The sequence below is a fragment of the Amycolatopsis oliviviridis genome (genome assembly GCF_014654365.1).
GTDB classification, from domain to species: domain Bacteria; phylum Actinomycetota; class Actinomycetes; order Mycobacteriales; family Pseudonocardiaceae; genus Amycolatopsis; species Amycolatopsis oliviviridis.
Map to the genome: position 1 here is coordinate 1049082 of NZ_BNAY01000001.1, position 12135 is coordinate 1061216.

The window sequence follows — 12135 nt, forward strand, 5'->3', positions numbered from 1 at the left end:
CGTGCCCGATGGTCCTCGTCCCGGTCGGCCGCCAGGCTGGCCGTATGTCGATCCCTCCCTCTCGCCGTGACTTCATCAAACTGAGCGCCACGGCCGCCGTCGGTGTGGCATCTCTCGGTATCGCGGGCACGGCGTCCGCCGCCGAATCGCCGCGGCTCACCCCGCTGCGGATTCCCACGCCCGCAGGCACTTTCGACGCCGTCGCAGCCGGGCCACGCCATGGCCGGAAAGTGCTCCTGCTGCACGGTTTCCCGGAATTCGGCATCGAGTGGGAGCATCAGCTGCGCGCGCTCGCCGCCGCAGGCTACCGGGTGGTGGCTCCGGACCAGCGGGGTTACTCGCCGGACGTACGGCCCGCCGGAATCGGGAACTATCAGCTGGACCACGCCGTCGAGGACGTCCACGCGATGGCCGACGCGCTGGGGTGGCGCAGGTTCGATCTGGTAGGCCACGACTGGGGCGCCGCGGTCGCCTGGATCGCCGCGGCGGAACACGCCCGCCGGGTGCGGTCGTTGACCGCCGTTTCCGTGCCGCATCTCGGCGCCTTCGCCGAAGCGTTGCGGACCGATCCCGCACAGCGGAAGGCGTCCGAGTACATGGACTTCTTCCGGCAGCCCGCTCCGATCCCGGAGGACTCGATTCTCGCGTCAGGGCCGCCCAAGCTCCCGGGCGTCCCACTGGAAAAGTGTGCGGAGTACTTCCGGCGGCTTTCCGAGCCGGGCGCCCTGACCGCCGCCCTGAACTGGTACCGGGCCAACGACTTCGAAGGCTACGAGCGGCCGGTCACGGTCCCGACGCTCTTCATCGCGAGCACGAAGGACACCATGGTCGCGCCTTCGGGTATCCACGCGACCAAGAACTGGGTCACCGGCCCGTACCGGCTGGAGGTCCTGGAGGGAATCGGGCACAACATCCCCGAGGAAGCCGCCGAGGCCACGACCTCTCTGCTCCTGGCGCACCTCGATTCGGTGTGCGGGTGACGTACTCTGTGCGCCGTGATCGAGTCCGTCATCGACCCTGATCTGGTGCTGGCGCTGGACGAAGCCGTGCGACAGGGTGCGCCGCCCGAGCGGACCGGCATCCGGCTGACCGCACGCGGCTGGGCGGTCGGGAGCTGGACGGGCGAGTCCGTGTATCCCGTCGCGCTGACCGGCGCCGATCTTCCGGACGAGGTGGATTTCGCGGTGGCGAACACGCTGTGCGTCCCGAAGGAGACGGGGCGATCCCACTACGCCGTCCCGGACGAGCAGGGCGATTCGTTCCCCGGCCCGGACGGTGACGCCGTGTTCGTGACCGGCCGTCGGCCGTGGACAGGGGCCTGGTGGTTCGCCCCGGCCACGGCGCGACGGGTCGTGTGTGAGGCGCGGCGTGGTGACGAGGTGGAGTCGCTCTGGCTGACCGAGGGCGATGCCTACGTCGCCGAGCATGATGAGGACGGCTCCACCGATCTGATCCGCGCGGCGCGGCACGCGCGGGACGTCGTGGCGGCGCTGACCGGCGCGATCGCAGGCCTGCCGGGGCGTCTACGAGTTCACCGATCGCGACATCGGCCGCGCCGCCCCTTTCCTCCGGCTGGGCCGCAGCGCCGCCGGGAACCTGATCCAGGAAGGGCTTCAGGCAGACACGTGACGTTGTACCGCGGGCTTTCAGTCGAACTCGCCGTCGGCGTCACCGTCGCTGTCGAAGCCGCTCTCGCGATCGGTGCGCCCGTTGCTGCTGTGTGGCGCCTCGGGGAATCCGGCGATGGCGGCACCCGCACTCGTCAGTCCCAAGACGCCGTAGACCAGCCCGAGCAGTATGCGGTTGAAGACATTGGTGGTGGGCTCACCCGCTCCGTTCAGGAAAACGATGTCGCCTGTCATCGTCAGCACGGCGAAGACTGTCAGGCTGACGCCGAACAGGAACCCGGCCACGCGGCCCAGCAGACCCCAGAAGCTCAAAGCGGGCTTCTGTCCCTTGGACATGGCCACGACGCTACGCGGAGTCCAACACCGGGTGCACCGCTAACCGGAGTCCGAGGACCAGCAGTAGCCGGTGTCGTACGGTGACTCAGATCGGTTCGGGAGCGCGACTCAGATCTCGTTCGGGCACATTCGCTTCGACGCGCTCCATCAGCAGCGCGAACGACATGACCAGCAACGGGATCACCAGCACCATCCACATGATCCTTCAGGTACCCGGATCGGCCGCCGGGCAATCGCTCCCATCAGATGTTTCACTCTGAAGGCGAAACCGGCGAAAGGAGCGCCCAGGGTGCCGCACTGATCAGCCTGCCAGCCTGCGGAGCAAACCCTCCAGATCACGTTCGCCGTCGCGGGTCTGGGCGCCGTGAGCCAGACCGGCTCGGATCAACCGTTCGGCCGCGGGCCGGACGAACTGGTCCGCCCAGGCGTCGTGTTCTCGCCGGTAGCCCTCGGCCAGATCGTCGGGGGTGATGGCGTGTTTCGCGGCGGCGACCACGCCATCGGGCAGTGCGGCGATGTTGCGGGCCAGGCGGTCGACAACGTCGTCGAGCTCGTCGGCGGGGAGTGCCCGGTTGACCCAGCCGTAGCGTTCGGCGGTCTGTGCGTCGTACAGGTCGGCGCTGAGCACCGCCTCCAAAGCGCGATTGCGGCCGATCCGGCCGGCGAGGTACTGGGTGCCTCCGCCGCCGGGCACTATTCCCATGAGGGCCTCGATCTGGCCGATTCCGGTGGGGCCGATCGCCGCGAACGCCATGTCCGCGGCTGTGACGAATTCCGCCCCTCCGCCGCGGGCCAGGCCAGCGAGCTTGACGATCGTCACCTGAGGCTGTTGCCGCAACATTTCCCCCAGCGCTTGGAAGACGTTGAGACCGGCGGGCACCTCGGCCGCGAGTTCGTCGAAGGCGTCCGGCGCGTCGACGAGGGACATGTCGACGTGGGCGATGAAGAACTCCGGGTCGGCACTGTCGAACACGATCACCCGGGCCGAGTCGTCGTCTCGCAATGTAGTCAGCAGCCGCCGGAGGTCCGTCATGAGAGCGACGTCGAGGACGTTGACGGGTGGGTTGTCGAGGGTGACGCGGACGATGCCGGCCTCGCGACTCACTCGCAGGGTCGCGTAGGCGTCGTGGTGCATGCAGATCTCCGATCCGTACCTGGCAGGCATCTAGGTTCCTGATGTATACCTAGATTCCGACGGGGATCGACCAGCGTCAAGAACGCACTTTGGGCATCGTAAGGATCGTGGGGGATACCGGCATGGCCACTTCTGGCACCAACGAGGACGCCGGCGCCGTCTACCGGGCCGACTGCCCCAGCCGTCCGATTCTCGACCAGATCACCGACAAGTGGTCGATGATGGCGATGGCCGTCCTCGAAAAGCCTCGTCGGTTCAACGACATCAAACGTCGCCTCGAAGGTGTGACCCAGCGGGTCCTGACCCAGACCCTGCGCCGTCTGGAACGCAACGGGATGATCGAGCGGCGGGTGCTGCCGACTTCACCGGTCGGGGTGGAGTACTCCCTTACCCCGCTCGGTGAATCCCTTCGGGAGCCGTTCGGTCGGCTGTACGACTGGACGGTCGCTCATACCGACGAAATCCAAAAGTGCCAGCAAGGCTACGACCAGCGTCTCCGCTCTGAACAATCCTAGAAGCGGTCAGCTGCCAAGGAAATCGCGGGAAAACCAGCATCACGTCCATGTCGAATCAGCGGTGACCCTGCAGACGGCTATGGCTGATTTCATAAGCTCACGAGCAAAGTATCGGGTTCGAGTTCCGCTTTTGGCGAAGATAATCGCGTAGCACCACCTGGCTTCGCATCCATATGCCGCCGACACCGGCCTCGCCGGGACCATCGCTTGTACCGCGACCATCGTGACCGGTGGGAACCCTCCACGAGTTAGTCGCGGTCGAGTACCGCTTTACCAGGTCGGCTGAACATTGTCCCCGAACCGCCGACAACGGTCATGGAACCGAATCGCCGGTGATGCCCTCGGTCGGTCGTCACGACGAACCGAAATCCCGCCAGTCACAGGAGAGGTGACCACATGACCATCATCCGGAGCACTCCGCCGGGCGGCGGCGCGATGCCGGACTCGTCGGCGATCACAACGCTGCGCGATATCTCTCTCGCCTCCGCCGCACCGGCCGCGCTGCGGGCCGCCATCCAGGTCGGGCTCCCAGAACACGTCGGGGACGTCCCCGTGACCATCGACGACCTCGCGAAGTCCCTCGACGTCGACGGCGCGATCCTCGAGCGCCTGTTGCGCGCACTGCGCTCCTACGGCGTCTTCCACGAGGATGCCGGCGGGATCGTCCATACCGCGATGTCGCGTCTGCTGCGCGAGGACGACCCGCAGCGGCTCAAGTACTGGGTTCTCTGGGTCACCGAGCCCTGGGTCTGGGAGCTGTGGCCGGACCTTGAAGACGCCGTTCGCACCGGCCGGGGCGATTTCGAGGGGAAGTACGGGGACAGGTTCTTCTCGCACCTGCACGCGCAGTGGCCGGACTCCACGGAGATCTTCAACCGTTCCCAGACCGAGCTCAGCCGCCTGACCTCGGCGGCCATCGCCGAGACGTTCGACTTGAGTGGAGTGCGGACCTTCGTGGACGTCGGCGGCGGCCGCGGCTACACGCTCTCCACGATCCTTGAGGCGAACCCGCATCTGCACGGGACCCTGGTCGACCTGCCCGCGGCGGTAGCCGAGCCGGATCTGCGGCTACGCCCCGGCGGTGCGCTGGCCGAGCGGTCGCAGGTGCTCGCGGGCGACTGTCTGGTGGACATCCCGGTCAAGGGGGCGGACATCTATCAGTTCAAGAGCATCCTCGAGTGGGATGACGAGTGGACGGTGACCGCACTACGCAACGCCGCGCAGGCCGCGCGGCCAGGAAGCCGGGTGCTGATGATCACCAACCTCGTCGACGACAGCCCGGAGATCCGGTACGCCACGGGGATCGACTTGCTGTTCCTGCTCAACACGAATGGGCGCCGTCACACGCGCAAAGGCGTGACGGCGCTGGTGGAGCGCGCCGGCCTGCGGCTCGAAAGTGTCACCCCGGTGCCCCCGCTCCTGCATGTGGTCGAGGCGAGTGTTCCGTCGGCCTGACGGTTGCTCGCGCGCCACAGGCGAGTCCGTTAGAGAGGAGTCCCGATGACCGCAGACGTGACGACGATGCACCCAGCGGCCGAGCACGCTGCCAACGAGGCGTTCGCCGAGCTTCTGTTCTCCCCCGAAGGCAGGGTCGATCCGCATGCGCGCTACCGCCGCCTGCGTGAGGCCGTGCCTGTTCATCGCAGCACGCTGGGAACCTGGGTGGTATCCCGGTATGACGACGCGAACGCGGCTCTGCGTGCCAAGCAAATCGGCAAGGACGTGCACACCTTCATGGCCGGGCGTTTCAGCGACGAGTGGGACCAGCACGCCGCTCTGGTCAAGCTCGGCTCGACGATGCTGTGGGCGAACCCACCAGAGCACACCCGGCTTCGTCGCATCGTCAGTCGGGCTTTCACCTCGAAACGGGTGTCGGCGCACCGCGCCTTCATCGTGCGGCGGGTCGACGAGCTGCTGGAGCCGTTCGTCCGCGACGGCGGCGGCGACGTCTGCAACGACTTCTGCTTCCCGTTGCCTCTCAGCGTCGTCGCCGGCCTGCTCGGTGTTCCTCAGGAGGAGGCCCCGCTGCTGCGGGAACCGATCAGGGACTTCCAGCGTGTGTTCGAGCTGGGAATGACCGCTTCGGAGCTGCAGGCGGCGGACCGGGCCGCGGACTTCCTGGACGAGTACTACGGCCGGCTCGTGGACAGAAAGCAGCGCACGCGCGGGGACGACCTGCTCTCCGCCCTGATCGACACCGACGACGAGGCCGCCCGGCTCAGCCGGGCGGAACTTGTCCAGATGTGCCACATGATCATCGCCGCGGGCAGCGAGACGACGACGTTCTTCCTCACCAACGGCATCCGGCTCTTCATGGAGAACCCGGACCAGGCGGACCTGGTGCGGGGTGACCCGTCGCTCATGGGTTCCGCGATCGACGAGGTACTGCGGATGGATCCGCCTGCTCACATGGTCCCACGCACCACCGACGAGACGACGGAGATCGGGGGAGTCGCGATCCCGCCCGGGTCGCGACTGATGGTGCTCATCGCCGGGGCCAATCGCGACCCGGAGCACTTCACGGACCCCGACCGCTTCGACGTCACCCGCGCGGAAAGCAGCCCGATCTCCTTCGGCGCGGGCATCCATGCGTGCCCAGGATGGCGGCTCGCGAAGCTCCAGGCCGAGATCGTGTTTCCGGAGATCCTGCGCCGGTTTCCACGCCTGGAACTGGCCGAGTCGTTGCGCCACCGGCCGCGGGTCGCGTTCCCCCAGGTCGAAGCCATGATCGTGAGAAATGGGACGCGAGCCGGGAAAGGCGGGGCGTCATGACCGCCGGGACGAACGCAGCGCGGACGGTGCACTACCTGTCCGATGAGTACCTGGCCGAGCTGAGCCGGCTGACCACGGCTGCCCCGGCGCCCCCGGCCCGGGCTGACGTTCGGCTGCAGTTTCACGCGACCGATACCCCGGAAGGCGAGATCGACCACTATTGGGTGGTGCGTCGCGGCACCCTGACGCGGGCCGCACGGGGACGGCTGGAGACCCCCGACCTCACGATCACGGCCACTTACGCAGACCTCGTCGCGTTCCAGACCGGCGAGCTCCATGTCGCCACCGCGTTGGTCACCGGCCGCTTCGCCGTGGAGGGCGACAAGGCGAAGCTGCTGGAGCTGATGTTGGTGCTGCAGACCGGCCACTACGCCCGCGCCGCGGCAGCGCTGTGGGAGAGGACGCAATGGTGACCTGGCAGGGCATCCCGACGACCGGACCAGAGTTCAAGGAGACCACCCGATGCTGACCCACACCCTCGTCTTCTCGTTTCCCGACTCGATGTCCGGATCGGACCGCGAGCGGTTCTTCGGCGAGCTCGCCAACATCATCGGCAGCTCGGGTATCGCCGACTCGTTCGTCTACCGCAAGCACGTCCCGCTCGCAGAGGAGAGCCACGCACCGGTCTTCGTCTCCTCCGCGATCGCAGAAGTGCGCTGCGCGGACCTCGGCACGCTGGAGAAGCTTTCCGTGCACCCGCCCCTTGGAGAGTTCACTCAGCGCTGGATGACCGCGTTCCCCTACCAGGTGGTCTGGGTGAACAGCGAAGACGAGGCGGAATGATCGACGCGCTCGGGTGTCGCCGCCGGGCCTGCGTTCGCCGCGTACGTGGTCCCGAGACACGGGCTGCCCGCCGTGCGGCGCCACGCTGGAGGGAATCGTGAAGGGGATCGTCCTGGCCGGTGGGAACGGAACCCGCCTGCATCCGATCACGCTCGGCACTTCGAAACAGCTCTTGCCCATTTACGACAAACCGATGATCTACTATCCGATCTCGGTGCTCATGCTCGCGGGTATCACCGACATCCTGATCATAACCGCCCCTCAGTACTTGGAATCGTTTCGTCGCCTTCTCGGTGAGGGGTCCCGGCTCGGCGTGCGGTTCAGCTATGCCGCGCAGGACAAGCCGCGAGGACTGGCCGACGCCTTCATCCTGGGCGCCGACCACATCGGCGATGAGCCGGTGGCGCTGGTACTGGGGGACAACATCTTCCACGGTCCCGGGTTCGGCCGGAGGCTCCGTGACGCTGTCCGCGACATCGACGGCTGCGTGCTGTTCGGCTACCCGGTCAGCGACCCGGAGCGTTATGGTGTGGTCGAGGTCGACGCCAACGGCGATCCGGTCACCTTGGAAGAAAAGCCGGCGGCACCACGTTCGAACGTCGCGGTGACCGGGCTCTACCTCTACGACAACGACGTCGTCGACATCGCGGCGCACCTCACGCCTTCGCCGCGCGGCGAGCTGGAGATCACGGACATCAATCGGCACTACCTCGACCGCGGTAAGTGTCGTCTGGTTTCTTTGGGTCGCGGTTTTGCCTGGCTTGACACCGGCACCCACGACGCGCTGATCGACGCGAGCCAGTTCGTGCAGACCCTCGAACACCGCCAAGGAGTCCGGATCGCCTGCCTGGAGGAGATCGCCTGGCGGATGGGCTTCATCGACCGGGAGGCGTGCTACCGCCTCGGTCGCGATCTCTCCCATTCCTCTTACGGTCTTTACATAATGGCAGCGGCCGGCGAACCCCTGGAGAGCATGGCATGGCCGATTCCGCAGGAGGCGGTTGCAGGCAGGGGGTCCGCGTGATGGTGCCTTCGTTCAGTCCTGCGAACGAACCGCTGGCCGCCGTGATCGGTGCCGACGGTTCTCTCGGCGCCCGGCTGGTGCGTGCGCTGTGGTGGAAGGGGGTTCCCACGCTCGGCTACACCGCCGAACACCCGGCGATGCGCGGCTCGATCCCCGATCCGGATCTTCTCGGGGTGGACGTGGTGTTCTTCGTGCCGGATCGGATGAGCCCCGCGGTCGCAGAGCGGGACCCGGACCGGGTCAGCGAGAGTATTGCTGAGCTACGCGTGTTGCTCACCGTGTTGTCCGTGAGCGGTCGGCGTCCTGTCGTCGTGCTCGAGGGATCGGGCGGGACGGTGTACGACGCAACGTGCGAACCGCCCTATGCGGAGCTGACCGCGGTGAACCCGACGACCGCCTACGGCCGGGCCAAGCTGGAGCAGGAGGAGGCGTTGGCCGCGGCGGTGGACGGTATCGCGCCGGTCGTGCTGCGGGTCGCCAACTTCTACGGACCGGGACAGCGGACGAGCGCCGGCTACGGTGTCGTCGGGCACTGGATGGAGGCGGCGCTCGCGGGAGAGCCGCTGCGCATCCTCGGGCACGGGGGCTCGCGGCGCGACTACATCCACATCGCCGACGTCACGAGCGCGATGCTCGCGGTACTGCGTCGGGCACCCGCATTCCGCGCGGACAAGCGACCGGTCGTCCTGAACATCGGTTCGGGGGAGTCCACTTCGCTGAACGAACTGCACCGGCAGTTCGAGGCCGTCGTCGGCCGCACCCTTGTGTCCGAACGGGACAAGGCGCGGTCGTTCGACCGCCAGGACTCTTGGCTTGACGTCCGCCGGGCCGCGGAGGTGCTGGGCTGGCGTCCGCGAATCACACTCGCGGACGGGCTCGCCGACACGTGGCGCTCCTACCTGGCGCGCCACGAGCGAGACGCTCGTGCACGTACCGGGAATCGCGCGGCCGGCCCTGGTGGCTAGCGGTGAACAGGCGCAGGCGGTCGAGTGGGTCAGCGCTCTGGACGGGGCCGTACGCCGTCCAGAACGAGGTCGAGATGACGGCGCCAGTTCGCAGGCTCGCCTCGTGAGAAGTACATCGTCGCCATGATGCTGCTGACGAGCATCCGGAAGTCGTCGAGGCCGAAGTCGGCGCGCACCGCCCCGGCCTGGGCCGCACGCTCGATGATCCGCGCGAGGATCTCGGCGTAGACGTGCTTCTCTTCCTCGATGGCCTCCCAGTCGAAGTCGGTGGAGCCCATGAGCGCGAGCTGGAAGATGGCATCGCCGTCGGCCGCCTCGAGATACGTCCGCAGCATCTCCTCGAACGCCTCTTGCGGATCGGCGAGCTTGTCGGCCACGCGTGCGAGCTCGGCCATTCCCTCGAAGCGTTCGCGGACCAGTGCGGTGAGCAGCGCCTCCTTGTTGGGGAAGTGCCGGTAGAGCGTGCCTATACCGAGACCGCAGTACTCCGCGATCTCATCCATCTGCACCTCTCGTCCGCGGCGCGCGAACAGCTCGCGTGCGCCTTGAGTGATTCGCTCGCGGTTGCGCCGTGCGTCGGCGCGCAGAGGGCGTGAGGTCTCGGTCATCGGTTCCTATCCTAGGCCGCCGATACGACAAGCGGAAGGTTGGTTCCGCATGCTTGGAGGAAATCGAATGATGATCAGTGACACGCGGTTCCCGTGTCCTGGGGCCGCCCGGACAAGTCGGTCGTGTGCAAGGAGCAACCCGTGACGCCCGGGAGCCCACGTCGCGTGGCCACTTGCTGGACGACGGCCGGCGCCACCGTGCCCGGCGACGTCGCCGCCACGAGTCCCGAGGATATCCGTGCCCGGGTCGAGGCCGCCGCCGCGGCGGGTTTCGACGGCATCGGCATCAACGTTCCGGATCTGGCGATCGCACGCGACAGCCACGGCGACGCCGCGATCCGCGCGCTCCTCGACGATCACGGGATCGGCTATCTGGAGCTCGATGCCCTGGGCGGCTGGGCTTCGACCGGCGAGGAGCGCGTGGTCTCGGACGCGCGGCGGCGAATCCTGCTGGATGCGGCCGGGAAACTCGGCGCAGACTTGATCAAGGTGATCCCGCCGATCGGGCCGGTCGCTGACGTCGGGCCCTTGGTGAGCGAGTTCGCGACGCTGGCGGGCCAGGCCGCCGACGTCGGGGCCAGGATCGGCATCGAGCCCATCTCCGTATGCAAGGTGGCGACGCCGGCGCAGGCCCTCGACCTGGTGCGGGGCGCAGGTCACCCCGCCGCCGGGGTCATCCTCGACAATTGGCAGATCTCGCGCGCCGGCCTCGGCGTCGACGTCGTGCGTGGATTCCCGCCGGAGTGGATCGCCTCGGTCGAGCTGTCCGACGGGACGGCGGAGCCCGGCGCGGACTTCTTCGCCGACTGCTTCGAGCACCGCAGGTTGCCGGGCTCGGGCGAGCTGGACGTCGCCGGGTTCGTCGATGCCCTGCGTCGGAGTGGCTACGACAAGGTGTGGGGGGTCGAGGTACTCGATGCCGAGTACCGCCGCCTTCCAGTGGGCCGCGCGACGGAGTTGGCGTACGAGGCGCTGGTGGCCGCCACCACCGGTCGACCGCGCCTCGACGAATGAGGGCGGACTCGACAGCGGGCGAGCCCGCGCGGTCGTACTCGACCGCGCGGAGCTCAGCCCGGCCACGGCACGGCGATCTTCTCCAGGTCCGCGACGATCTGAGGCGGGGCGGGAAGGGCGCGGATCTCGGCGGACAGCGCACGCGCCCGGCGCGCGAACTCGGCGTCGGCCAGTATCGACGCACACGCACCGGCGACGACCGACGGCGTGTTGTCCTCGTCGTGGATCACCAGGCTCGATCCGTGCCGCTCGATCATGTCCGTCGACTTTCGGAGCAGCTTGAACCTGTCGAGGATGACCTGGGGGACTCCGGCGTCCATCGCGTTCATCGCCGTCAGGCCGCCGTTGTGGTGAACGATGACGTCGCAGGTGGGGAGGATGAACTCGAGGGGGAGCCAGTCCGCGCGGATCCCGGGGTGCCGGGCCCGTAGTTCCTCGGCGAGGGACTCGGTCGCGGCCACGACCACGTCCACTTCGAGCGAACCGAGCTGTTCCACCAGCTCGTCCAGGTATTCCCCGCCGCCGCTACCCGCTTCGCGGCGACTGCCCAGGGTGACACAGACCCGGGGGCGCGACGCCTTGGTGTACATCCAAGGTTCGAGCTTGCGCTGTCGGTTGCCGGAAATCCACCGCATCATTCGGGCACCGTTGTGCTCGGGCAGGTGCAGGCTGGGGGGACAGATGTCCACCAGGAGATCCGGCTGGGGGACGTGATCGAGGCCCAGCGCCGCGAGCTCGGGTGCCAGCTCGACGTCGGCATGGGGGTGGGCCTCGTCGAGGGGCATCCAGTCCCAGGCCTGTCGCACGTGCGGCACGTCCAGGGTGGCACCGAGCATGGGCGTCGCGTAGTCGAGCGTGCCGCCGATGACGACGTCGGGACGCCAGCGGCGCGAAAACTCGACCAGACCGGGGAGGCCGACCGCGGCCTGACGGCCGAACCAGGCTCCCAGGAACCAGGCCTCCTCGTCAGGAGCTGTCGGGAAGTTGATGGGACCACCCGGCCGGTCCATCGTCATGATGCTCTTGGTGGTCTCGTCGGTCTCGAAGGAGACCGCTGGGAGCCCGACGGCCGTGATCGTCGGGGTCAGCTCGTCGAACGCGGCCATGACGACTTCGTGGCCGGCGTTGCGCAGGGATGTCGCCAGCGGAGCCAGTGCGAATACCGACGCCGGACTGAATCCAGCGGCGACGAACAAAGTCCTCATAGGGAAGCCCGCCCTTCATCGGCGTGGTGCGGTTGGGGACGGGGGCGAAGCGGCAGGCAGCCCGCGTGGCTGCCATGGCCCGCCGCCGTCAGGACGACCGTGGCGGCAGGCGCTCGACCGGCGCTCTATCGGCGGTGAGTTCCAGGGCAT

General features: G+C 67.8%; 13 protein-coding genes. 9 read left to right on the plus strand and 4 right to left on the minus strand.

Translation table 11 applies throughout. The annotated features are described in order from the left end of the window. Nucleotides 1-44: 44 nt before the first annotated feature. Nucleotides 45-980, plus strand: a complete 936-nt coding sequence (locus tag IE302_RS04465; RefSeq protein ID WP_229907588.1) for an alpha/beta fold hydrolase — start codon at nt 45-47, stop codon at nt 978-980. A gap of 666 nt (nt 981-1646) precedes the next feature. Here the strand turns inward: IE302_RS04465 and IE302_RS04470 are convergent. Further along, on the minus strand, nt 1647-1964 hold the full coding sequence (locus IE302_RS04470) for a hypothetical protein (RefSeq protein ID WP_191251975.1): 318 nt from the start codon (nt 1962-1964) through the stop codon (nt 1647-1649). Nucleotides 1965-2265: 301 nt separating this feature from the next. Continuing rightward, nucleotides 2266-3129, minus strand: coding sequence for an enoyl-CoA hydratase/isomerase family protein (locus IE302_RS04475; RefSeq protein WP_229907589.1), 864 nt, complete (start codon nt 3127-3129; stop codon nt 2266-2268). A gap of 77 nt (nt 3130-3206) precedes the next feature. On the opposite strand from IE302_RS04475, the gene IE302_RS04480 reads away from it, so the two are divergent. The 7 genes from IE302_RS04480 (at nt 3207) to IE302_RS04510 (ending at nt 9158) form a co-directional block, all read left to right on the plus strand. Continuing rightward, complete coding sequence (locus IE302_RS04480; protein ID WP_229907590.1) at nt 3207-3614, plus strand: winged helix-turn-helix transcriptional regulator; 408 nt, start codon at nt 3207-3209, stop codon at nt 3612-3614. Between the two features lie 396 nt (nt 3615-4010). Next, the gene (locus IE302_RS04485) at nt 4011-5069 is read left to right on the plus strand and encodes a methyltransferase (protein WP_191251977.1); all 1059 of its coding nucleotides are present in this window, start codon (nt 4011-4013) and stop codon (nt 5067-5069) included. 45 nt (nt 5070-5114) lie between these two features. Beyond that, nucleotides 5115-6386, plus strand: coding sequence for a cytochrome P450 (locus tag IE302_RS04490; protein WP_229907591.1), 1272 nt, complete (start codon nt 5115-5117; stop codon nt 6384-6386). After that, a complete protein-coding gene (locus IE302_RS04495; protein ID WP_191251978.1) occupies nt 6383-6799 on the plus strand; it encodes an SCP2 sterol-binding domain-containing protein in 417 nt (138 codons plus the stop codon). The genes IE302_RS04490 and IE302_RS04495 overlap by 4 nt, the downstream gene beginning before the upstream one ends. A 49-nt stretch (nt 6800-6848) precedes the next feature. Further along, nucleotides 6849-7169, plus strand: coding sequence for a hypothetical protein (locus IE302_RS04500; RefSeq protein WP_191251980.1), 321 nt, complete (start codon nt 6849-6851; stop codon nt 7167-7169). A 97-nt stretch (nt 7170-7266) separates the two neighbouring features. Then, nucleotides 7267-8193, plus strand: coding sequence for a glucose-1-phosphate thymidylyltransferase RfbA (gene rfbA, locus IE302_RS04505; RefSeq protein WP_191251982.1), 927 nt, complete (start codon nt 7267-7269; stop codon nt 8191-8193). Further along, nucleotides 8193-9158, plus strand: a complete 966-nt coding sequence (locus tag IE302_RS04510; RefSeq protein WP_191251984.1) for an NAD-dependent epimerase/dehydratase family protein — start codon at nt 8193-8195, stop codon at nt 9156-9158. Before rfbA ends, IE302_RS04510 begins: the two co-directional genes overlap by 1 nt. Before the next feature lie 29 nt (nt 9159-9187). Here IE302_RS04510 and IE302_RS04515 read toward each other — a convergent pair whose 3' ends face one another. After that, nucleotides 9188-9766, minus strand: coding sequence for a TetR/AcrR family transcriptional regulator (locus tag IE302_RS04515; protein WP_191251986.1), 579 nt, complete (start codon nt 9764-9766; stop codon nt 9188-9190). A gap of 141 nt (nt 9767-9907) precedes the next feature. Here IE302_RS04515 and IE302_RS04520 point away from each other — a divergent pair, with 141 nt between their 5' ends. Next, complete coding sequence (locus tag IE302_RS04520) at nt 9908-10780, plus strand: sugar phosphate isomerase/epimerase family protein (protein ID WP_191251988.1); 873 nt, start codon at nt 9908-9910, stop codon at nt 10778-10780. Between the two features lie 53 nt (nt 10781-10833). On the opposite strand, the gene IE302_RS04525 is transcribed toward IE302_RS04520, so the two are convergent. Further along, on the minus strand, nt 10834-11985 hold the full coding sequence (locus tag IE302_RS04525) for a nucleotide disphospho-sugar-binding domain-containing protein (RefSeq protein ID WP_191251990.1): 1152 nt from the start codon (nt 11983-11985) through the stop codon (nt 10834-10836). Nucleotides 11986-12135: the final 150 nt, after the last annotated feature.